General features: G+C 41.0%; 22 protein-coding genes. 14 read left to right on the top strand and 8 right to left on the bottom strand.

The window, feature by feature from the left end:
- The first annotated feature begins 80 nt into the window (after positions 1-80).
- The 3 genes from ABWK04_01520 (at position 81) to rph (ending at position 5,420) form a co-directional block, all read left to right on the top strand.
- On the top strand, positions 81-3,173 hold the full coding sequence (locus ABWK04_01520; GenBank protein MEZ0360565.1) for a DEAD/DEAH box helicase family protein: 3,093 nt from the start codon (positions 81-83) through the stop codon (positions 3,171-3,173).
- Between the two features lie 67 nt (positions 3,174-3,240).
- Positions 3,241-4,662 (top strand): F0F1 ATP synthase subunit beta, encoded by a 1,422-nt coding sequence (atpD, locus tag ABWK04_01515; protein ID MEZ0360564.1) that lies wholly within the window; start codon positions 3,241-3,243, stop codon positions 4,660-4,662.
- Positions 4,659-5,420 carry a ribonuclease PH gene (gene rph / locus ABWK04_01510; GenBank protein ID MEZ0360563.1) on the top strand — a complete coding sequence of 254 codons (762 nt, stop codon included), beginning with the start codon at positions 4,659-4,661 and terminating at the stop codon, positions 5,418-5,420. Before atpD ends, rph begins: the two co-directional genes overlap by 4 nt.
- A 1-nt stretch (position 5,421) precedes the next feature.
- Here the strand turns inward: rph and hisIE are convergent, their stop codons facing one another.
- Genes hisIE through ABWK04_01490 form a run of 4 tightly spaced genes read right to left on the bottom strand, consistent with a single transcriptional unit; the run spans position 5,422 to position 8,320 of the window.
- The gene (hisIE, locus tag ABWK04_01505) at positions 5,422-6,039 is read right to left on the bottom strand and encodes a bifunctional phosphoribosyl-AMP cyclohydrolase/phosphoribosyl-ATP diphosphatase HisIE (protein MEZ0360562.1); all 618 of its coding nucleotides are present in this window, start codon (positions 6,037-6,039) and stop codon (positions 5,422-5,424) included.
- 4 nt (positions 6,040-6,043) lie between these two features.
- Complete coding sequence (locus ABWK04_01500) at positions 6,044-6,508, bottom strand: hypothetical protein (GenBank protein ID MEZ0360561.1); 465 nt, start codon at positions 6,506-6,508, stop codon at positions 6,044-6,046.
- Positions 6,509-6,525: 17 nt separating this feature from the next.
- On the bottom strand, positions 6,526-7,875 hold the full coding sequence (hslU, locus tag ABWK04_01495; GenBank protein MEZ0360560.1) for an ATP-dependent protease ATPase subunit HslU: 1,350 nt from the start codon (positions 7,873-7,875) through the stop codon (positions 6,526-6,528).
- Complete coding sequence (locus ABWK04_01490; GenBank protein ID MEZ0360559.1) at positions 7,853-8,320, bottom strand: hypothetical protein; 468 nt, start codon at positions 8,318-8,320, stop codon at positions 7,853-7,855. Before ABWK04_01490 ends, hslU begins: the two co-directional genes overlap by 23 nt.
- Before the next feature lie 21 nt (positions 8,321-8,341).
- Here ABWK04_01490 and tsaE point away from each other — a divergent pair, with 21 nt between their 5' ends.
- Positions 8,342-8,731: a tRNA (adenosine(37)-N6)-threonylcarbamoyltransferase complex ATPase subunit type 1 TsaE gene (gene tsaE, locus ABWK04_01485; GenBank protein ID MEZ0360558.1), complete on the top strand. Its 390-nt coding sequence runs from the start codon at positions 8,342-8,344 to the stop codon at positions 8,729-8,731.
- Here the strand turns inward: tsaE and ABWK04_01480 are convergent.
- Positions 8,724-9,335: a histidine phosphatase family protein gene (locus ABWK04_01480; protein MEZ0360557.1), complete on the bottom strand. Its 612-nt coding sequence runs from the start codon at positions 9,333-9,335 to the stop codon at positions 8,724-8,726. The genes tsaE and ABWK04_01480 overlap by 8 nt on opposite strands.
- Positions 9,336-9,418: 83 nt before the next feature.
- Between ABWK04_01480 and ABWK04_01475 the strand changes: the two genes are divergently transcribed.
- From ABWK04_01475 to ABWK04_01455, 5 genes are read left to right on the top strand one after another with little or no spacing between them, the layout of a single operon-like run.
- Positions 9,419-9,844 (top strand): DUF2231 domain-containing protein, encoded by a 426-nt coding sequence (locus ABWK04_01475; protein ID MEZ0360556.1) that lies wholly within the window; start codon positions 9,419-9,421, stop codon positions 9,842-9,844.
- Positions 9,844-11,010 (top strand): TolC family protein, encoded by a 1,167-nt coding sequence (locus ABWK04_01470; protein MEZ0360555.1) that lies wholly within the window; start codon positions 9,844-9,846, stop codon positions 11,008-11,010. The genes ABWK04_01475 and ABWK04_01470 overlap by 1 nt, the downstream gene beginning before the upstream one ends.
- The gene (locus tag ABWK04_01465; GenBank protein ID MEZ0360554.1) at positions 11,007-12,035 is read left to right on the top strand and encodes an efflux RND transporter periplasmic adaptor subunit; all 1,029 of its coding nucleotides are present in this window, start codon (positions 11,007-11,009) and stop codon (positions 12,033-12,035) included. Before ABWK04_01470 ends, ABWK04_01465 begins: the two co-directional genes overlap by 4 nt.
- Positions 12,032-15,067: a CusA/CzcA family heavy metal efflux RND transporter gene (locus ABWK04_01460; protein ID MEZ0360553.1), complete on the top strand. Its 3,036-nt coding sequence runs from the start codon at positions 12,032-12,034 to the stop codon at positions 15,065-15,067. The genes ABWK04_01465 and ABWK04_01460 overlap by 4 nt, the downstream gene beginning before the upstream one ends.
- A complete protein-coding gene (locus ABWK04_01455) occupies positions 15,068-16,849 on the top strand; it encodes a SulP family inorganic anion transporter (protein ID MEZ0360552.1) in 1,782 nt (593 codons plus the stop codon). It begins immediately after the preceding gene.
- On the opposite strand, the gene nadD is transcribed toward ABWK04_01455, so the two are convergent.
- Positions 16,827-17,441 carry a nicotinate (nicotinamide) nucleotide adenylyltransferase gene (gene nadD, locus ABWK04_01450; protein ID MEZ0360551.1) on the bottom strand — a complete coding sequence of 205 codons (615 nt, stop codon included), beginning with the start codon at positions 17,439-17,441 and terminating at the stop codon, positions 16,827-16,829. The two genes, ABWK04_01455 and nadD, sit on opposite strands and share 23 nt — an antisense overlap.
- Complete coding sequence (locus tag ABWK04_01445; GenBank protein MEZ0360550.1) at positions 17,434-18,825, bottom strand: FAD-dependent oxidoreductase; 1,392 nt, start codon at positions 18,823-18,825, stop codon at positions 17,434-17,436. Before ABWK04_01445 ends, nadD begins: the two co-directional genes overlap by 8 nt.
- Positions 18,826-18,852: 27 nt before the next feature.
- Here ABWK04_01445 and ABWK04_01440 point away from each other — a divergent pair, with 27 nt between their 5' ends.
- The 5 genes from ABWK04_01440 to ABWK04_01420 are packed head-to-tail and all read left to right on the top strand — an operon-like array spanning position 18,853 to position 22,030.
- Entirely contained in the window at positions 18,853-19,782 is a 930-nt protein-coding gene (locus ABWK04_01440; GenBank protein ID MEZ0360549.1) for a histone deacetylase, read from the top strand.
- Positions 19,783-19,790: 8 nt separating this feature from the next.
- Complete coding sequence (locus tag ABWK04_01435; protein MEZ0360548.1) at positions 19,791-19,985, top strand: hypothetical protein; 195 nt, start codon at positions 19,791-19,793, stop codon at positions 19,983-19,985.
- A 29-nt stretch (positions 19,986-20,014) separates the two neighbouring features.
- Positions 20,015-21,184, top strand: a complete 1,170-nt coding sequence (locus ABWK04_01430) for a hypothetical protein (protein ID MEZ0360547.1) — start codon at positions 20,015-20,017, stop codon at positions 21,182-21,184.
- Positions 21,181-21,639: a TIGR00725 family protein gene (locus ABWK04_01425; protein ID MEZ0360546.1), complete on the top strand. Its 459-nt coding sequence runs from the start codon at positions 21,181-21,183 to the stop codon at positions 21,637-21,639. The genes ABWK04_01430 and ABWK04_01425 overlap by 4 nt, the downstream gene beginning before the upstream one ends.
- Positions 21,602-22,030 (top strand): hypothetical protein, encoded by a 429-nt coding sequence (locus ABWK04_01420; protein ID MEZ0360545.1) that lies wholly within the window; start codon positions 21,602-21,604, stop codon positions 22,028-22,030. The genes ABWK04_01425 and ABWK04_01420 overlap by 38 nt, the downstream gene beginning before the upstream one ends.
- Here the strand turns inward: ABWK04_01420 and ABWK04_01415 are convergent.
- Entirely contained in the window at positions 22,022-22,939 is a 918-nt protein-coding gene (locus ABWK04_01415) for a glycosyltransferase family 9 protein (protein ID MEZ0360544.1), read from the bottom strand. The two genes, ABWK04_01420 and ABWK04_01415, sit on opposite strands and share 9 nt — an antisense overlap.
- Positions 22,940-22,945: the final 6 nt, after the last annotated feature.

The raw sequence follows: 22,945 nt of genomic DNA, 5'->3' as shown, positions 1-22,945 counted from the left end.
GGACAAAGTATTTTAACTCCTAAAAACTGGGAAATAAGATTCATAGAACCTGAACTTAAAAGGTTGATGGAGGTCGGATAATGAATTTAGAAAAGTACCTGATACTAAATAAATATCTACTTTCACTCTTTGGAGTAAATGAAAATGGAGAATTGTTTGGCAGGTTAAAAGGTGTGGAGGAGGGATACGATAGTGATGGGAGGAGTTATTATGTAAATGTTTTGAAAGGGCTAACGGGTAAATTACCCGAAGAAAAACTTTATATTTATGATGAAAATATTAAGACGTATGTGAATCAAATAAGCAGAATTCGTGGTCAGATAAGCCTAAAGTATTTTCAATACCTTGCAGTGCTTTTTACCGAAATTGTACTTGACAATCTCAAGAACAACAAAGATATATTCTTGAATGAACTGAATGGTTTTATTGAAAAAAACTACAAAAACCAAAACATCATAGACAAATTCACTGAAGATGATTTACGAAAACTTGCCTTTTGGATGGCAACGGGTGCTGGTAAAACCTTAATAATGCATATAAACTACTACCAGTTTTTTAATTATGATTTATTTACTCCTGACAATATTATTCTTATTACTCCAAACGAGGTACTTTCAGGACAGCATTTTGAAGAGTTAAAAAAAAGTGGAATTCCTTGTAAGCTCTATTCTAATAATTCCAGAAGTATTTCTTCAAACGGCAAAAATGGAATCCTGATTATAGAAATAACAAAGTTCGTAGAAGAAAAGAAAGGCAGTGGAATGTCCATCCCGGTAAGCACCTTTGAGGGGAAAACGCTTGTTTTCGTAGATGAAGCACATAAAGGTAGAAAAGCAGAAGACCAAAAATGGGCGAAAATAAGAGATGAGCTTGCCAAAGAAGGCTTTACCTTTGAATATAGTGCAACTTTCGGACAGATTCTTAGTGAAAAGAACCCTGAAACGCTTAGAAGGTATGCTAAATCAATTGTTTTTGATTATTCCTATAAATACTTTTACCTTGACGGTTATGGTAAGGACTTTTTTATCATGAACGTAAAACCGGGAGCAATGTCCGATGAAAAGTTTCAAGAGTTAATGTTTACCGCAAATCTTCTATCCTTCTACGAACAACTTCTTGCTTATGAGGAGAAAAAGGATTTAGCAAAGCAATATAATATTGAAAAACCACTTTGGATTTTTGTCGGTGCAACAGTTATTGGGAAAAACGGCAATAAAGGAAAACTCACAAAGGAAGAAAAAGAAACAATTTCTGATGTAATTAAAATATTAGAGTTTATCAAAAAGGCTATAGAAAACGAAGAATGGTTAAAAAGAATGGCAGAAGATATCCTAAGTGGAAGTCTAAAAATTAACGAAAATGGAAATCAAAAGGATATTTTTGAGAATAAATTTAATTATCTCAAAGGAAAGAATATTAAACTTGAAGATTTATATGAAAAGGTCTTTGGTGGAAAGGGTGCTTTTAGGCTATTTGAGCTAAAAAAGGCGGAAGGAGAAATAGGGTTAAAAGTAGGTGAAAATCCATATTTTGGTGTTATAAATATCGGTAATGTTTCTGAATTTAAAAAGCTCTTAGAGGCAAAGGGTATTTCAATTGAGCAAGATGTGATTTCCAATTCTCTCTTTAACGATATTAATAAAGAAAATTCAAGTATAAATATTCTAATTGGCTCAAAGAAATTTATTGAAGGATGGGATACATGGCGTGTTTCTTCAATGGGACTTTTAAACATCGGAAGAGGGCAGGGACCACAGATTATTCAGTTGTTTGGAAGGGGAGTAAGGCTCAAAGGACAAAACATGTCTTTAAAAAGAAGTGGTAATGAGGATATAAAGGTTTTGGAAACTCTAAACATATATGGAATAAAAGCGGATTATCTAAACAAATTTTTAGAAGCTATAAGGCGTGAAGATGTTGATTTTGAAAACATTGAAATACCAGTAAAACCCATGCACGAAGATAAATGGAAGGAGCTTTATATCCTTTCTAAATCAGAAAAGAAGTTTGAAGAAGAGAAATTTCTAAAGTTAGAAATTGATAATACTATAAATTATACAATCGACCTAACACCAAAGGTATCCATATACCAGTCAGAAAAGGAAGAGATACAAACAGAAAAAACAAAAATAAAAGCTGAAGGCTCAAAGTTTACAGAAGAAATTGTTAGCTTACTAAATTGGGAAGAGATTTTTTCAGAGATGGTAAGGTTTAAAATGCAGAGAAATTATTGGAATTTGGTTTTTGATATGAATATTCTCAAAGATATTCTTATATCTTCTCAATACAATATACTATTACCCAACAATGAAAATGTAGAAAATATAGAAAAATTAGAAGATATAGCACTTTTGGTTATAAAGAAGTATATTGACTTATTCTACAAGAAGAAAGCTAAGCGATTTGAAACAGAACATCTAACTTACAAACAATTAGATAGCCTTCCTATACCCTCTATATCAAGTGGAAAATACGGCTATGCGGTTAAGATAGAAAAGACAAAACAAAAATTAATTGAAGAGATAAGGGAATTAATAAAAGATTTTGAAAAATTACTCAAGGAAAATAGTGAAATTCTACCGCATATTTATTTTGATAGGTCTTTATACGTGCCATTATTACTACAGAGTAAGGAAATAGACGAGATGAAACCACAAGGTTTAGTTGAAAGTGAAAGAAAATTTATTGAAGGGCTTAGGGAATACATAAATGAAAATAAACAAAAATTTTCTGGTTTGGAAATATACTTGCTAAGAAATGTTCCATTTTCAGGAGTTGGTTTTCAGCTTCAATGGTCAGGCTTTTATCCAGATTTTATTGTGTGGGTAAAAGATAATAAGAAACAGATTATAGTTTTTATAGACCCAAAAGGTTTAGAACATATGAAGGAATTAGATAATGAAAAAATACGATTCTCAAAAGAGATTAAGGAAATAGAAAACGAATTAAAACAAAGAGGCATTATTGATAAAGAAATTATACTTGAATCTTTTATACTTTCTAATACTCCTTACCAAGATTTGATAAAGGGGAGAAGCAACCCCCCTACAAAAGAGGATTACAAAAATTGTCATGTTTTATTCCTTGAAGATAAAAACTGGGCTGAGGATTTATTTAACTATTTATTACACCTTGAACAAGGAGAAGGTAAGCCTTGCTTACAGGAAAAGTAAAGCATAAGCTCGCAATATTTACTCCTATTACGTGCTATAATATTTTCAAACCCTCAAGGAGGCGGTTATGAAAGGAAGAATAGTGCAGGTGATAGGTGCGGTCATTGACGTGGAGTTTTCTGAAAAGAACCTTCCACCCGTCAGGCACGGTCTAAAGACAAGGAGGAAGTTTATAGACGACAGGGGAAACTGGGCGGAAGAGGAGCTTTTCCTTGAAGTGGCTCAGCACATAGGAGAGAGCAGGGTGAGATGCGTGGCGATGGGTGCCACCGACGGGCTTGTAAGAGGTCAGGAGGTGGAATACCTTGGCGGTCCCATAAAGGTGCCTGTTGGCAGACCAACCCTCGGAAGAATATTCAATGTGGTGGGACAACCCATAGATGAGGCGGGACCTGTCAATGCAGAAGAATACTGGCCCATGTTTAGAGAGCCCCCACCCCTTGAGGAACAATCCACAAAGGTGGAGATACTTGAGACGGGTATAAAGGTGGTGGACCTTTTGGAGCCTTATGTGAAGGGTGGAAAGGTGGGTCTTTTTGGTGGTGCGGGCGTTGGAAAGACGGTTCTCATGCAGGAGCTTATACACAACATAGCCAAGTTCCACAAGGGCTTTTCTGTTGTGATAGGCGTGGGAGAAAGGACAAGAGAAGGGAATGACCTGTGGCATGAGATGAAGGAATCGGGCGTGCTTCCTTACACGGTGATGGTCTACGGACAGATGAACGAGCCTCCGGGCGTGCGTTTCAGGGTGGCTCAGACAGGCATTACCATGGCCGAATACTTCAGAGATGTGGAAGGTCAGGACGTGCTTGTCTTTATAGATAACATCTTCAGGTTCGTGCAGGCAGGTTCTGAGGTCTCCACCCTTCTTGGAAGACTGCCCTCTGCAGTGGGATACCAGCCCACTCTAAACACGGACGTAGGAGAGGTGCAGGAGAGGATTACCTCCACCAAAAAAGGTTCTCTTACCTCTATACAGGCGGTTTATGTGCCGGCTGACGACATTACAGACCCGGCACCCTATTCCGTCTTTGCCCACCTTGATGCCACCACAGTGCTGGCAAGGAGGCTTGCGGAGCTCGGCATATACCCGGCGGTTGACCCCCTTGAATCCACCTCCAAATACCTTGCTCCTGAGTTTGTAGGAGAAGAACATTATCAGACAGCTATGGAGGTAAAGAGGATACTCCAGAGGTACAAGGAGCTTCAAGAAATCATAGCCATACTGGGAATGGAAGAGCTTTCAGAAGAGGACAAGGCTATAGTCAACAGAGCGAGAAGGATTCAGAGGTTCCTGGCTCAGCCCTTCCACGTGGCGGAGCAGTTCACAGGTATGCCCGGAAAGTATGTAAGGCTTGAGGACAACATAAGGAGCTTCAAAGAGATACTCACAGGAAAGTATGACCACCTTCCTGAGATGGCTTTTTACATGGTGGGCACCATAGAGGAGGTTATAGAAAAGGCTAAGACTCTTGGAGCAAAGATTTGAGAAAGGACGGGCGAAAAGCCAACGAGCTAAGACCTATAAGAATAGTTAGGGATTATTTACAACATCCGGAAGGCTCTTGTCTTGTTGAGTTTGGAAACACAAAGGTGATATGTACTGTATCCGTGCAGGAAGGTGTACCTCCATTCCTAAAGGGTAAGGGGCAGGGCTGGATTACCGCCGAATACTCTATGCTTCCGAGGGCAACCGTCACAAGAAATATAAGAGAATCCGTGCAAGGGAGGATAAGCGGAAGAACTCACGAGATACAGCGTATGATAGGTAGAGCCATGAGAACCTCCCTTGACCTTACAAAAATAGGGGAAAGAACCTTTTGGGTGGATTGCGATGTGTTACAAGCTGATGGAGGCACAAGAACTGCCTCTATAACTGGTGCTTTTGTGGCTCTTGCTGACGCAGTTATAAAACTTTACAACGATGGTGTTCTAAGCGTTACACCTCTGAAAGACTTTGTAGCATCTGTAAGTGTAGGTATGGTAAATGGGCAGGTTCTCCTTGATCTCAATTACGAAGAGGATTCAAGTGCGAGCGTAGATATGAACGTTGTGGCTACAGGTTCAGGTAGAATATCCGAAATACAAGCTTTAGGCGAGGAGAATACATTTACGAGGGAAGAATTTGATAAAATGCTATCCTTAGCTCTTGGCGGTATATCACAGCTCGTAGAGCTACAGAGAGCTTTTTACGAAATTATAGGTGGTTTGTGGAAAAAAAAGAACGTAAAAGAAGCGAGGTTATAAGTTACCTGAACCTTTTTGAAAGCTCTTCAAAGACTTCCGATATGTCAACACCTCTTAAGGTAAGCATAACGAGCATGTGATAAAGCATGTCCGAAAGCTCAGCCTTTATATGTTCACGATGCCCATTTTTTAGAGCTATGAGGCTTTCCACAGCTTCCTCTCCAAACTTTTGAAGTACTCTGTCCTCACCTTGCATATATAATCTGTAAGTGTATGAATCTTCCCTTCTCTCTTCTATCCTGCTTTTTATGATCTCCTGAAGTCTTTGTAGAGTTTCAAAAGGTAAGACCTTCCTCGCAGGATCCCCTTTTATGTCTCTGAAAAAGCAGTTCCTTTCTCCTGTGTGACAGGCTTTATTCTTTTCCTGATCTATTATGTAAAGTAGTGAATCTTCGTCACAATCAACCCTAACTTCTATTACCTTCTGAAGTTCACCGGACGTCTCACCTTTTTTCCACACACTGCGCCTTGATCTTGAATAGTAGTGAGCGTAACCTGTTTCAACTGTCCTTTTTACGGCTTCCTCATTTGCCCATGCAAACATTCTGATCTCTCCAGTTCTGTAATCCTGAGCTACAACGGGAATAAGTCCATCTTTGTCAAATTTAAGTACAAGCATGTCTTCACGCCATGGTTTCGTAAGATCTCTTTACCATAAAAAGCTGGTATCTAATGGCTTTTGAGATCATATCAATAGTTTTTATTATCTCTTCGGAAGAAAAGACGTCCATATCTGAACCTAACCTTTCTATAAGGGAGACGATAGCCTTTATCCTCGATATTATCGGTTGACTTTCTATCTTTATATGCTCTATGAAGATGGGAGAAGACGATTCTATGTAAGGTAACATAAAGCCTGTCCAAGATAAAGCCTCAGCCGTAAGCGTGATTGCATACTCTCTGGTATAGTCATCAGAAATATCCTGAAGGGCATTTATTATATCGGATGTAAGGTCAAGCATCTCCATATGAGCGTAAAGCATATCTAAAGCTGTAGATACAGATAGTTTCATCCCTTCCGCAAGTAGCATAAAACTCGCAAGCTTTTGCTGAGCTGTGATAAGTTCTTCAAGGCGTTCTACAAGCATCCGCAAAGGAATGTCCCTCATAGTATGTACCTGGAAAGTTCCACATCTTTGACAATGTTTTCCAGCTTTGCTCTGACAAACCTCGCATCTATGATGATGTGTTGCCCTTCCATGTCCGGTGCGTTAAAGGATATATCTTCAAGAAGCTTTTCCATAACAGTGTGAAGACGTCTGGCTCCTATGTTTTCAGTTTTTTTGTTAGCTTCCTCGGCGATTCTCGCTATCTCTTCTACCGCATCTTCAGTAAATTCTATCTGGACTCCTTCTGTTCTTAAAAGTTCCACATACTGTCTTGTAAGAGCGTTTTTAGGCTCGGTAAGTATACGCACAAAGTCTTCTTTAGTCAGAGGATTCAGCTCTACCCTTATGGGAAATCTCCCTTGAAGCTCAGGTATAAGATCCGATGGCTTTGCCATATGAAAGGCACCAGCTGCTATAAAAAGTATGTGATCCGTTCTGACAGGTCCGTACTTGGTCTTAACCGTGGTGCCTTCAACTATGGGGAGGAGATCTCTCTGTACACCCTCCCTTGAAACACCTGGTCCTACACCTGGCGTTTTAACCGCTATCTTGTCTATCTCGTCTATAAATATTATCCCGAAATTCTCAGCTCTGTGTATGGCATCACGAGATACCTCCTCCGTATCTATGAGCTTCTCCGCCTCCTCTTGCTCAAGCAAAGAAAGAGCCTCTTTCACTTTAACCTTCCTCCTCCTTCTTGCAGGCACTATATTACCAAGCATACTCTTTATCTGTTCCTCAAGCTCTTCAAAGCCTGGAGGTCCAGCGATACCTATCATAGGAGTCATTTTTTCTTGTAGGTCTATCTCTATAACCTTTTCGTCAAGCTCACCGCTTCTGAGCTTTTCTCTCATCATCTCCCTTTTTCCCGTATCCTGCTGTTCTCTTATACCGAAAGTGAGCTGTTGAGGAACGAGATAATCCAACACCCTTTCTTCCGCTGCCCTTTTGGCTCTTTCTTTTACCTTCTGGATCTTTTCCTGCTTTACCATCTGGTAAGAGGCTTCCACAAGCTCCCTTACCATGGATTCAACATCCCTTCCTACGTAACCTATTTCCGTGTACTTAGTAGCCTCCACCTTTATAAAGGGAGCCTTTATGAGTTGAGCAAGCCTCCTTGCTATCTCCGTTTTTCCCACACCCGTTGGACCTATCATGAGGATATTTTTTGGAGCTACCTCATCCCTTATATGCTCTGGGAGCTTCTGCCTCCTCCACCTATTTCTGAGTGCCAAGGCAACCGCCTTTTTAGCCTGTTCTTGACCCACTATGTATTTGTCAAGCTCCTCAACTATTCTCTTAGGCGTCAGTTCCTCTAAAAGGTCAGAAAGGGATTTCGTCGTCATCGTTGAATTCACTCCTTGTTATTTCCTCTTCCATCTCCCTCACTATCCTGTCAAGAAACACATCTATATCCTTAGGGAAGGGTTCAAACTCAAAGCTCACAGGGAAGACCATCCTTATCACATCAAGGGGAGGGGTTCCTATACCCACAGATGGCAGTATGTTTTTGGGTAATTTCCTTGAAGCTTCCGTATATGCCATTTTATAAGCTGTTCTCAATGCGGTTTCTATATCCGTAAACCTCTCCACTTCGTCTCCAAACTCATAAAGTACTATATCGTAAACGTTTTCCCTAAAGCTCTGCCAGTCCTTTATCTCCGTTATATACTTCCTGCCTTCCCACTCTTTCGTGCTGACTACGTTCTGGTTTATAAGCTTAAAGGATACTATGTAGTAATCTATTAGGTGTCTGTCCGCATAAACATCAGTGAAGAAGAAAAATTCCATAGTTTTTATAATATAGCACACATGGAGATAATTTCCACTTCTGAGGAGGAAACTATAAAACTGGGAAGAAATATAGGTGAATCCCTTACTGGCAAAGAAGTTATATGTCTTTTGGGAGAGATAGGAGCAGGCAAAACTACGCTCGTTAAGGGTATAGCTCAAGGTATGGGTATATTTGAAAGCTATCAAGTTAGGAGTCCCACCTTTACGCTCGTCAATGAGTATCCTACGAAAAAGGGAAGACTCATACACATAGATCTGTATAGGGTTGATGAGTTTGATTTTAAAGAGTTTATAGGGGAGGGGGTTGTGGTTATTGAATGGGCAAAGGATATGGATTGCTGTGACATTATTATAAGCATTGAGTTCGTGCCAAAAGGTAGACTCCTTAGGATCACTCGTTTTAGGTGAGTCCCTTTGTGTGGCACAACCTGTTTAAATAAACTAAGATACCTTTATTACCTTCTATGCGAAGTTCAGTTATGCCTGTGTTGTCCATGTGTATGTTCCAAAGATTCTCAAGTCCCAGCCCAGTCACAAGACACACGATAGCATGAAGTGTCCCTCCATGTGCAACCACCAATATGTTATTGTAATGACTTTTCTTTACATCCTCTATAAAGTCACTTACTCTTCCTTTGAATTCTTCCATTCCCTCCTGTGTGGGTAACGGATACATGACAGGGTTTGTAAGCCAGTTTAAAAAAACCTCTCTGTACTCTTCTACCATACTCCAAAAGTGCTTCCCTTCATAATCCCCAAAAGACATCTCCCTGAGCCTATTATCCACAATAACGTCAAGACCGAGTATGTCACCTATGGTCAGGGCTGTTTTGTATGCTCTCCTCTGTGGTGAAGAGTAAATGACTTGTACTTCTTTATCCATAAACTCCATAGCCAGAAGTCTCGCTTGCACAAATCCAAGAGGAGTAAGATCGCTATCAAGCCTTCCTTGAAATATTCCCTTTTCGTTGTATTCGCTCTGCGCGTGTCTAACAAGATACAAACGTTTCATGGTAAATGTTCTTCAATAAGTAAATTTTACCGTATTAATGTTGTATTAATATATGATCCGTACAATAAAAGCGGAGGCGAGATATGGAGATTGTAAAACTTCATCCACCTGTAGTACATTTTGCTATAGCTTTTCCGGTGTTTTTGCTATTAACGGACATATACTACAGGATTAGGAAAAAAACTCCGGATGGTCTGCACGGTATGCTCACTTATGTGAGCGTCTTTGCAGTTTTGGGAGCTACAATTTCTGGCATAATAGCCCATGAGCCTATAGAAGAAAGACTACACAAAATTCCCGTTTTTGAGTCCCACGAGCTTCTCGGTTTCTTTCTGAGTTTTTTCTTCCTCCTCATTGGCGTCTTGAGGTTCTTACAAGGTAGAACTCAATCAGAGAAGATCAGAGACATATACAGCATACTGCTCTTTATAGGTGTTTTGCTTCTTTTCCTGCAGGGAAGGTGGGGTGGTAGCATTGTTTACGACTACCTTTTGAAGGGTGGGTTTTAATGATCATACTGCTCCTACTTATAGGACTCTCTTACGGTATTGATCTGAGAACCGCAATAGAAAAGGCTGTTTCTTTTTATCCCTCACTGAAGGCTCTTGAAGAGGAGGGCAAAGCTATAGAAGGAAAGACCTTAATGTACAGAAGCTATCTTAATCCGACCCTTGGGGTGGAACTGGGGAATTTGGGAACCTCAAAGGAAGGTGTTAGAACAAATCCTGTATATAGACTTTCTTACTCACAGCCTTTGCTTCTTTATCCTTTGGGTACTTTGATGGGTAAAGCGGTCAGGTACGAAGTGTTAGCCTTTCAAGAAAGGATAGCCCGTGAGAGGAACACGCTAAAAAGTGAAGTTTATGTAGCTTTTTACTCTGCTTTGCATAAAAGGGAGCTTTTGCGTATCGCTGAGGAGAATTATCGCATAAACGAAGATGTTTACAATTTTGTGAGAAAGCTTTTTGGTTTAGGTGAGGTGACAAAGCTTGAATTTTTCAGAGCTGAGAGGGAACTTGAGCTTGCAAGAAGTGAGCTTGAAATAGCTAAGAACGATTATGCGAATGCTCTCAAACGTCTCTCTTTTTTAATTGGTGAAAGTGTAAGTGATGTAGATGGAAGTTTGGAAGACCTCAGGGAGATGAAACCGTTGAATTTTGAAGATCTGCCTCAGATAAGGTACTATACCTACCTGATAAAGAGCGTAAAGGGAAGCATTGAGGTAGAGAAGACCTTAGCCAAACCGCAACTTAGTATAGAGGCTCTCAGTGAAAAAGTGTCCGAAAGCTCCTACGGTTTCAGAATCGGTTTTTCTGCCACCATACCCCTCTTTTACAGAAGGGAGGCTGAGATTCTCCAACTTTCTTCACAGGCGAGAAGTTTAGAAAACTTTAAAAAGCTGGAACTCATAAATACGCAAGGCGAATACGAGCGTATAATGAGCAGGTACAGTATACTGAAGGAGGAAGTAAGTAAGATAGACAACTATCTGCTTTCTAAGGCTCGTGATGAGTTGAGTTTGGCAATAAAAAGCTACAGGCTTAGAACTATCACAGCCCTTGAGCTTTCCGACACAAAAAGAAGATACATAGAGCTCCTCAGGTACAGATCAAACCTCCTCATGGAGGCTCATGGAGAGTATGCCAAATACCTGCTTTTGGGAGGTGATCTGTGAAAGTGTTGTTGATCTTTTTCGTACTTCCTCTCCTCGTTTTTTCTCAAACTTTGAAGCTTGATCAAAAGATCCAACAAAAACTCGGTATAAAACTCTACACGGTAAAGTTAGAGAAGGTAAAGGAAGAGCTTAGGCTTCCTGCAAAGGTAAGTGAGTATGCAGGTCTTGTGGCAGAGATTTACCCACCCGTCAGCGGTGTAGTAAAACGCATATTTGTAAAGGAAGGGGATAAAGTGAAGAAAGGCACACCTTTGGCTTTGGTTTATTCACCTCAGATAGCGGACCTTCAAGCTCAGATCAGAATGGCTAAGGTAAAGCTCAAAACCGCTCAGGAAACGCTTGACAGAGAGGAAATGTTATACAAAGAGGAGGTCATTCCTTATGCGAGATACTACAGTGCAAAGATAGATTACGAAAAGGCAAAAGGTGAGTACGAGGCTCTTTTAACAACACTTAGATCCTTCGGTGAGATAATAGGTGACGGGATTTTGGTAAGATCTCCCATAGATGGGTACGTGATAGAGCAGAAGATATATACCGGAAGTGGTGTTGATATATCCAAAGAGATGTTTAAAATTCACTCCCATGAAAAGCTCTGGGTTTACGCTTACGCAATGCCCGAAGATGTGGCAAAAGTGAAAAAAGGTATAAGGGGATACCTAATTTGGCAAGGACAGAGGATAGAAGGCAAAGTAGATTATGTATCCCACGAGGTAGATCAAAATACAAAGAGAGTTCCCGTTAGGTTGTTGGTGGGCAATGTAAAAGACCTTTTAAGACCTGGGCTTATGACGGAGGTTGTTCTTGAGCTTGGTACCACGGTAGGTACTTGGATTCCTGTTCAGGCTATCCAAAACATAGACGGCAGAGATGTAGTTTTCGTAAAAGTTCCTGAAGGCTTCAGCGTAAAAGCTGTCAGGAGGATAAAGGAGGAGGGGCAGATGGTGTTGGTAGACGGACTCAAAGATGGTCAACAAGTGGCAATCAGCGGTTTGATTTTCTTGAGATCACAGGTAGAAAAATGAGTAAATTGCTCCACTACAGGATTTTGATTTTGCTACTTCTCTTTTTTAGCGTGCTTATAGGGATCTGGAACTTTGTGAGACTTCCCATAGATACCTTCCCTGATCCAACACCCGTGCAAGTAGTTATATATACAGAAACGCCGGGACTCTCAGCCGAAGAGACAGAGGTGCTTGTGACCCGTCCCATAGAGTCCGTACTTTCCGGCATAAAGGATGTGGATCTTGTCAGGTCAGTAAGCCTCCCCGGACTTTCTTACGTTACCGCCTTTTTCAAGGACGGTACGGATGTGTATTTTGCGAGAAACTTGGTAGCCCAAAAACTGCCGGAAGCACAAGCGCAGATACCTCAGGGGTATGTGCCAAGAATGGGTCCAAACACTTCAGGTCTTGGTAACGTGCTCTTTTACGCCTTGGTAGATGAAAAGGGCAATTACTCTCTTGAGGATCTGAAAACCTTGCAGATGTGGAAGATAAAACCGCTTATCAAGTCTGTTGATGGCGTTGAAGAGATATCCCAGTGGGGACCCGAAAGGGCGTATGTAGTAAGTTTAAACCCAGACGTGATGACCCTTTACGGTATAACCCTTCAAGATGTTATACTATCTCTTGAGGATTATAACCAAATAGCTGGGGGTGGCTTCATGCTTTCACCTCAGGGGGATATGGTGGTCAGAGGACTTGGAAGGGTAAAAAGCGTGGAAGACATTGAAAACATACCCGTTAGAAAATCTGACGGCACATGGATAAAGCTCGGGCAGATAGCCAAGGTTATACCTTCGGAGCTTCCAAACAGGAGAGGAGCCTTTACTCTAAACGGTGAAGAAATACAGGGAAACATAGTCCTCAAAAGGGTAAGCACGAATACCATGAAGCTTGTGGAGGATCTCAGGAAAAAGATTGAACAAGTCCAAAAGATACTTCCTGAAGGTGTGAAGCTTGAAATTCTTTATGATCAGGCATATCTTACAAAAAAGGCTCTTTCCACTGTAGAAAAGGCTCTCCTTGAAGGGATAATTCTGGTATCCGTAGCTATAAGTTTGTATCTTTGGAACTTGAGAACAGCTCTTCTCGTAGTTCTTTCCATACCGCTCACCATGCTTTTTACTTTTACCTTCATGAAAATTGCAGGCATATCGGGTAATCTCATGTCCTTAGGTGGTCTTGCTATCGGTGTGGGACTTTTTGCCGATGCAACAGTTGTTGTGGTAGAAAACATATACAGACACCTATCCGAAACGAGAGAAAAGCACAGACTTTCTTTGATTGCAGACTCGGTCAGAGAAGTGATGCGCCCTGTGCTTTTTGCTATAGGTATAATAATAGTTGTCTTTCTTCCCATATTCACACTGGAATCTGTAGAGGGCAAGTATTACAAACCCTTAGCCATGACCATAATATTTGCCCTTCTTTCTTCGTTGTTAGTTGCCTTCCTCTTTATGCCAGTTTTGTCTTTTTATATTCTCAAGGCGGGAAAGGAGGAAACGTACCTGTTTCGCAAGATAAGAGAAGGGTACGTGAAACTTTTAGAGAAAGCGACAAAAGGAAGATGGGTACTTATAGGCATTGCTGTATGTTCCTTCTTTTTTTCCCTGTTTCTACTTTCAAGAGTGGGAACTGAGTTTGCGCCTCAACTTGAGGAAGGATCCGTGCTTGTAAAGTCCTTTTTAAATCCTAACACTTCCCTTGAAGAAGCCAAAAGGGTAGCCAAACTTGTTGAAAGTACAGCTCTTTCTTATCCTGAGGTTGTAAGAACCTTTTCCAATATAGGAAGAGCTGAGGTAGGGGAGCCTGAGGATGTAAGTTACATAGAGACTTTCATAATTCTCAAACCCATGTCCCAGTGGAAGAGTTTCAAAAGCAGGGAGGAGTTTGTAAATCTCTTGAGAGAAAGGCTAAAGGGTGTTCCAGGAGTAGAGTTTAGCTTTACACAACCCATACAGATGAGGATCGATGAGCTACTGTCAGGCGTAAAATCTACGATAGCCATAAAAGTGTTCGGAGATGATCTGCAAAAGATAAACCAGATAGCGTATCAGATAGAGACAATAGTAAAAGGCACAAAGGGTGCTGTAGATGTGGAGACAGAAGCTCAATCAGGTAAGTTACAACTTCGCATAATCCCAAAAATGGATATGCTAAAGAGATACGATTTGACAACTGCCGATCTCATGAAATTTGTCTCCTATGCTTTGGGAGGAAAAGAGGTAGGGCAACTCCAGAAAGATACCATCCTATTCCCCATAGTTATAGGACTTGAGAGAAAGGACATACTTGAACTCAAGAATATGCCCCTGCTTTTGAAAGATGGCAGCATTTTAACCCTTTCCCAACTGGCTAATCTGGAAGTAGCCGAAGGCTTTCAGAAGATAAGGAGGGAAAATGGTATGAGATTTGCCCTTGTTCAATCCAATCTATCAGGAAGGGATCTGGGTGGATTTGTGAGAGAGTTAAAGGAGAGGATATCAAAGGATATAAAGCTACCGCCGGGTTACTTTATAGCCTTCGGAGGACAGTTTGAAAACCAAGAGAGAGCTATGAAGAGACTTTCTATAGTCGTTCCTTTATCCGTAATGCTCATCTTTTTGCTTTTGTATATAAACTATAACTCCTTCAGGGATGCCTTCATAGTAATATTGAACGTACCGTTTGCTACTATAGGAGGGGTAGTGGCTCTTTACTTTTCGGGCTATAACCTTTCAGTGCCTTCGGCTTTAGGTTTCATAGCTGTTTTTGGCATAGCTACGCTCAACGGTGTCGTTCTCATATCTTACATAAGGTCCCTTTTGGAAAACGGCTATAGCGTGAGGGAAGCTGTCTTCTTAGGCGCGAGCAGAAGACTAAGACCTATACTCATAACCGCTACGGCTGCATCCTTAGGATTAGTTCCTATGCTTTTTGCTTCCGACATAGGCTCCGAGATACAAAAACCCTTAGCCGTTGTGGTAATAGGTGGAATTTTTACTTCAACGACTTTAACACTTTTGATTTTGCCACTCGTTTACGAAAGATTTGGTAAAATTTTTATCAGATAAATGAGGATTACCATATCTTTTGAGGTAGCTCCATTTTTACGATGGCTTAAGGATTACGACCGGGATAAAATCGCAAGAGATTTAATAGCGGGTCTTACAGTTGCAGCGGTTTTGGTACCTCAATCCATGGCTTACGCTCTGCTTGCAGGTATGCCTCCCATATACGGACTATACGCATCCTTTTTGCCTACCATTCTGGCTTCAATGTTTGGAAGTTCAAGATTTCTCGCTACAGGACCTGTTGCTATGACAGCACTTCTTTCCGCATCTGTGCTTTACTCTATGGCAGAACCTGTGTCAGATAAATGGATCTCACTTATGGGTGTTTTAGCTCTTATGGTGGGCTTTATAAGGCTCACCATAGGTCTGTTAAAGCTGGGTTTTGTAGTTGAACTCATATCAACGAGTGTTATAACAGGTTTTACCAGCGCTGGCGCGCTTGTAATAGCTCTCAGTCAGGCGGGACATCTGCTTGGCTTTAAGATAACTCAAAGCACGTTAATATATCAGGTAGTCGTTGATATTTTTCAAAAAATTCAAAATATCAATCCTTATACGGTGGGAATAGGACTCTTGGCTTACACAGTCATATGGATCTCCAAAAAAATACACCCTCTCGTTCCTGGCGCTCTTATTGCCGTCGTGATAACCTCATCACTTTCATACTTTTACGGGCTTGAAAAGTTTGGCGTAGCCATAGTGGGTAACGTACCTCAGGGTTTACCAACTCCATCTTTTCCTAAGGCAGACTTTTCAACTATTGCCTCCCTTTGGGGTGGTGCTATAGTAGTTGCCGCCTTTGGACTTATAGAGGCGGTTGCTATAGCAAAGCGCCTCGCTCTTCAAGCCGGTGACAAATGGGATGCAAATCAGGAACTTATAGGGCAAGGAATGGCAAACATTACAGCAGGCATTTTTAAAGGTTTTCCCGTAGGTGGATCTTTTTCCAGATCCGCTCTTAACTTTCAGCTTGGTGCAAAAACTCCCCTTGCGAGTATTATAACAGGCAGTGCGGTTGGTATAACTTTACTTTTCGTAGCTCCTGCCTTTTATTACCTTCCCAAAGCGACACTCTCAGCGATCGTCCTCTCTGCAGTCATAAACCTCATAAAGCCTCAGGAAATACTAAAGCTGTACAAGGTAAATAGAATTGATGGATTAGTTGCAGGTATAACCTTTGGAAGCGTTTTTTTTATGGAGCTTTGGGTCGCTCTAACTCTTGGAACACTCATAGCTCTTGGATCTTTCGTATATAAAACCATGTATCCCAGGCTCGTAGTACTTACCAGAAACCCTCAATCTCAGACTTTTGTCAATGCTGAAAGGGAAAGGCTTCCTCAATGCCCTCAAATACTTTACATAAGACCCAATATGCCTGTGTATTTTGCAAATGCTGAGTATGTTTACGAGTATGTGCTTGAGAAAGTCAAAGAAAGAAAAGAAAAGGGTAATCTGAAGTTCCTTTTACTTGATATGGAAGCAGTTCATTATATAGATGCTACCGGTGCATTTACACTCATGAGGCTTTTTGATGAATTAAGAAAACAAAAGATAGAACCCGCTATGGCAAATATCGCTTGTGATGTATATCCGATCCTTGAGAGAATAGAGTTTGAGAAGCATATAAATGCGGATCTCATCTTTGATTCAAAAGGTCACTCCATAGTAGAGCTTTTTAAGAGGCTTGACCATGAGTACTGTGCAAAAAGATGCCTTTATGCAGTCTTCAGAGAATGTTACAGTGTAAAATCTGCAGAATTTAAGCCGGTGGTGGTTCTCTAATATAGATACCTTTTTCCAGTATATACTCTTGTACATCTTCCGGGACGAGCCACTTTATGCTTTTCCCCTCCTTCAATCTCTGCCTTATCTCCGTTGAAGATACATCTATGTTTCTGGTCTCAAGAATAAAAAAATCCCTCTCTTCTCTCAGACTGGGAAAATTCAATTTGAAGTACTTTTTAACCTCTTGTGCTTTTTTGTTTCTGTCTGCTATAACAAATCTGGCGATTTGGGTGAGTCTTTGAGGATCTTTCCACATATGGAGCGTTAGAATACTGTCCGCTCCCACCAAAAAGGTTGGTCTTTCACCAAGATGAGAAAGCAGCTCCTGCGCTGTATCAATAGTGTAAGATATGCCTCCTCTCCTTATCTCTATATCACTTACGTCAAAGCATCCTTCACCCTTAGTTGCCATATGAAGCATGACCAGCCTCTGTTTGGGAGTTGCCCGGTGAGGTTCTTTAAGGGGTGATTGAAATGCGGGTACAAAAATTATCTTTTCAACTTTTAAATCTTCAAAAACATCCCTTGCTACGATCAGATGTCCGACATGTACAGGATCAAAACTACCACCAAAGAAGATCTTAAACATGGAATATGGGAATCTCGTATTTTGGATTTGCAAGAGCTCTTAACATACCCATCTTTATAGCCTTCAGCGCTTCCTTAGAGAGAACTCTTTCTCTGAATCTCACAAAGTGATGAAAAAGCACACCAGAAGCTTCAAGACCTAAACCTCTCTCATTTAGCACTTTCCTTAAAAAGTCTTGAGCTTGTATGTTTTGTAAAAAAGCGTTTCTTGTGTTTGATCTCAGCTCTCTAGGAATGCCAACAAACTGATATCCACAAACCCTTCCCTCTTTTAGAAACACCTTTATTAGATAGTTTTCGTATTCAGCCGTGAAAGCATCCTCAGCATCCTCAAAGGTACCACCGCTACCTGCAGTTACCCATCTGGTTTTTACCGCATTGTAATCCACAAGCCCCGGATTTTCAATCTTAAGTCCTACCATGTTGTAGCCAGCTATAGCCCCTCCTTGCTGAGCTGTAGGGAAAAGAGCTATCCATCTGTGATTCCCCCAGGCATCTTTTCCCGAACATATGTCACCCGCTGCGTACACATCTGGATCGGATGTTTGTTGATATTCATTTACAAGCACACCACCTATCAACCTTCCTTTACTCTCATCTATGTGTAGCTTTATGTCCGTATCCTGCACCAAATGGGTTCTCGGTCTTACGCCCGTTGATAGGATCACCATATCGGTTTTTATGAACTTACTTTTATCTGACTCTCTGTGCATTATCTCAACAGCTTCAACCCAACCGTCCTCCCCATGAATAGCCACCACCTGATGATTAAGGTAAAACTTTATCCCTTCCCGCTCGAGAACGTTCATATACCTGTCAGCCATAAACTTATCCAACATACGAGGAAGGACCCTATCAAAAAACTCTACCACATGTACCTCAATACCCATATGCAGAAGCGTCTCCGCATCTTCTACACCTATCGGACCTGCACCGACTATAACAGCTTTTTTTACCTTTCCCGAAGTTATCCAATTTCTTATCCTCTTTGCATCGTCCAGATTCTTTGCGGTCGTCACACCGCCAAGTTGATTGCCCGGTATAGGGGGTATAAAACTGTAAGCTCCCGCAGCAAGGAGACATTTATCGTAAGGCAGTTCCTCACCACCTTTCACTATCACTACCTTTCTTTTGTTGTCTATACTCACAACCTCCTTTTTAGGTCTAAAGTCCACTCTGTGCTTTTCATAAAAGGCATAGCCTCCCTTATAAAAAAGCGCCTTCTGAGATATATCCCCCCTTATGACATTCTCCATACAGTTCGGTGCGTAAGTAGGATAATCTTCATCAGAAAGCACTATCACGTGCGAATCCCTATCTACCTGCCTTATAGCCTCTACAGCACTCGCAGCAGCTGGTCCATTTCCCACTATGACTATTCTCATGGGATTTCTATTATATAATTTTTTCGCATGAGAACGGGTTTCGTTTATGATGATATATATCTTAAACATAACTGGAAAAATCACCCTGAAAATATGGATAGGCTAATCAGTATAATTCAGGAACTTGACAGGAACAAGCTTTTAAAGGATGTTATAAAAATAAAACCCAGAAGAGCTAATGTGAAAGATGTAGCCCTAAATCATGATCTCGCATACATACAGGAAGTGCATGACTTTTGTTCTGCGGGAGGAGGATACTTGGATCCTGATACCTATGTGGTCCCTGAGTCTTATGAGGTTGCACTTCATGCAGTGGGAGGAGTACTTGAAGGTATAGACACTTTGCTTATGGGCAATCTGGAAACCGTTTTCTGTGCAATTCGCCCTCCTGGTCATCATGCTGAGTACTCAAAGGCTATGGGTTTTTGTCTCTTTAACAATGTAGCCATAGGTGCCTGGTACCTTCTTACCAAAGGCCTGAGCAGGATCTTTATAATTGACTTTGATGCTCATCATGGAAACGGTACTCAGAAAAGCTTTTACGAAGAGGACAGAGTTTTCTATTTTTCCACCCACGAATACCCCTTTTATCCGGGAACAGGTTCTGACAGAGAAAAGGGTGCAGGGAAAGGATTAGGATACACTTACAACTTGCCACTTAATGCGGGAGCTGGTGACCAAGAGTATGAAAGTATATACAAAAGCTTGTTACCTAAACTCGTGCAGGAGTATAAACCTGAGTTTGTACTTGTTTCAGCGGGCTACGACATACACAGAGATGATCCTTTAACTTACCTGAACGTCACCACACAAGGGGTAAAGAGCATAGTTGAGAGTATCCTAACCACTTGCAAAACACTCGGAGTTCCGTCCCTATTCGCTCTTGAAGGTGGGTACAATCTCAGAGCGCTTGCAGAGTGTGTGAAGGTAACTATAGAGACCATGTTGGAGGTTTAACATTGAAAGTGTTAAGTAAATTGTGGCAAATCTTTTCTGTGCTTTTGGTGATCTATGGCTTTTATTTACTCTTTCTCTTTCTACTTGATACCTTTGAGAGGATCAACAGAGGATCAGCTTTGCCTATTTCTGTACTTATAACCTCACTCTTTGTTGGCTTTGTTATTCTCTTTTGGGTGAAAAAGGGGAGGCTCCCGCTGTAAAATATCTTTAAGAGGAGAAAGACATGTATATGCTTTGCGACGAAAAGAGAGTTTATGTACACACTGATTATAGGGTGGAGGCGTACGATAAAGAGTCTCTCGTAAAAGGTGAGGAGGTAAGGTTACTCTGGAAGAGTGGAAAACTTACCGAAGATCTCAGCAAGCTTGTGAACTCAAAGGACTATATATACGGCATAGGCAAAAATCTTTTCGTAAGAGTTAGCAAAATTGATGCAAGCACAGAAACTCTTACCATATCTGATGACTTAGTTGATCTGTCGTGTACTTACCGTGAGATTTACCTTCTTGGTAAGACAGGTCTTTTCCGAATACCTGTGGAAAAATTTTCTCCAGCGGAAATAAAGAGGATCACCGTTTCGGAGCTTATGGAAAAACCTTTCAGATGTTTGTGCGTATCTGATGATTACGTATATGTAGCTTCGGAAAGTTACCTTTACAAGCTTGAAAGGAACGGTGGTAAAGTTGGTGAGAAGGCTCTTGCTGGTGTACGCATATTGGTTATGAGCGAGGAAGGACCAGTTGCCGTGAGGGATGATGGAAAAGTTTTAAACATGAGCGAAGATATGGAAGTCACGTCAGCAGGCGAATTTGACGGAAAACCAATAAAAGCAGAGTACAACGTGTATCACACCTTCCTTCTTACAGTTACCGGACTGCACATTTTCGGTAAGGCGGGGGGGAGGATAGCTCATATAAGTGACAGTTCTTACCTATCCTTTTCGGAAGGTTTAAACCATCTGTATTTATACAAAAAGGAGGGTTTACAGGTAGCTTCAAAAGCTGACATACTTGGGGACAACTACCAAAAGATAGACCTAACCACCTTATCAGCCATAGTGTTTGCTTCCCTGATGCTTTTTGAAAGGGAGAAGGGATCAAAAGTAAGTATCAAAGAAAAACGTGGACTGCTTGATGTGAGATCCGATGAAAGGAACATCCAAATGGAGAAGCTCGTATTTAGACTTTCCAAATACTTCCCTGAGATATTTGTACTCTTTTCCAATCCCGGCTACTATGAGAGTCTGTTAGAGTATGGAAAACGCTTTGAGCTCATAAAAGGTGAAGGAGATCGTATCACTCTCAATACGGATATGCTTGACCATATCTTAAAAAAGCACTCAACTTTTAAAACCTTCCAAGAGGATATACCCTCTCTCGTTTCTTCTTGCATATCATGAAAAGGATCGTATCCGTTATAGGATCCTCTAAGGCTACAGAAGAAGAATATAGGATCGCTTACAAGTTAGGTTATGAACTTGCAAAAAGGGGTATCTGGATTGTATGTGGAGGTAGGGGAGGTGTAATGGAAGGCGTGTGCAAGGGAGTTAAAGAAGGTGGGGGTATCAGCATAGGCATATTGCCATCCTATACAGGGGAGGAAGCCAACCCTTTTGTAGATATAAAGATAAAAACGGGGATGAACTGGAATAGAAATCCTATAGTGGTAGCGAGCGGTGATATGGTGATCGCTATAGGAGGACATTGGGGAACACTTTCTGAGATAGCTTACGCCCTTATACTGGAGAAATACGTTGTAGGTTATAGAACTCATAACGTTGAAGGTGTTGAACACGTAAACAGTTTGGAGGAGATACTTGAAAGGGTTGATAGATTTTATGGAAGAAGGTCTTGAAAATTTTTATCACTTGACCCAAATTATATCTGAGGTTATAGCCATGGAAATAGCCTACCTTGAAGACCTGCTTTTTAGGAGTGTTGCAAAAGAGATAGAGGATCTCTATCAGGAGGTCCTTCAGATGTACAGTTTTGATGAAGAGGTGCTAAACATATCGAGAAGTATAAAAGGTATGTGCGAATACATATTGAGTATATACAGAGATATACCAAACCCTGAGAAGAAGCTGGATGAATCTCTTTATACCACGCTTTACAACGTACTGAAGGATATGAGTATAACACTCTACGATCTTACTGTGGCAGAAGGAGAACAGCTTTATTACGTTATATCCTCAGCTTACCAAAAGCTCAACGGAGCAAACAACTTACTTGAGAGACTAACTTAAGTGAAGAAGTTCTATTACTTTATCTTTTACCAGCTGAGGATCAATATCCAAACATTCGTAAGTCCCGAATCTGCATCTTCCCCTTCCGTGAAGGTCACAGGGCTGACACTTAAGTCCTTTAAGTAAAACTATACCTTCATCTTTAAAAAGGGAAAAGCCAAGAGTAGGATGCGTGCCTCCGTAAATCTGTATCGCTTTAGTACCTACAGCTCTCGCCATGTGTAAAAGTCCCGAATCGTTACCTACAAACACACGAGCAAGCTTTATAACCGCAAGGGTATCAATTAGTGAAAGCTCACCACAAAGATTGACGCAATTCCAATTTTCTGTCAAAAGTTTATCCCTTTTGTCCCCTACGAGGACAACCTTATGACCATCCATTCTGAGAAGTTCTGCCACCTTCCTAAAGTGGGGATATGTCTTTTTTATGTACCTTGCACCCGGACCTATACATAAAAAATCGTCTCCGATCTTCTCTTTCCAAAATCTTAGCCTCTCCTCCGATACTTCTATTTTGGGCTTTACACTGGCACTCCTCAGAGTCTCCAAATAGGCATCTATTACGCTGTACGGTTTTCTGAATATCCCAAAATGTATGGCAAGCCTTCTTCTTACTGTATGCTTTTTGTAAACCTTCCACCTTCCTCCCAAAAAAAACCTCAGAAGCAATGTTCGTAGGTTTTTGTGAAGATCAACGTAAAGATCAAATCCTTTAAGTTTCTTAAGCGTCTCTCTTTTAAATAGTTCCTCTTTTTTTATCTGTATGACGCTTAGCCTAGTATCGTCCTCAAATATACTTCCGTAAGGTTCAAAAGTTAAAAGATAGGGACTATACCCCATACTTCTGAGTGGATCTATAACGCACGAAGTGAGTACCACATCACCTAAAGAGGAAAGTCTTAAAATCAAAGCCTT

Source organism: Hydrogenobacter sp. (assembly GCA_041287335.1).
Taxonomy (GTDB): domain Bacteria; phylum Aquificota; class Aquificia; order Aquificales; family Aquificaceae; genus Hydrogenobacter.
Note: the sequence above shows the minus strand (reverse complement) of the source record. Positions and strands in the feature narration are given on the sequence as shown.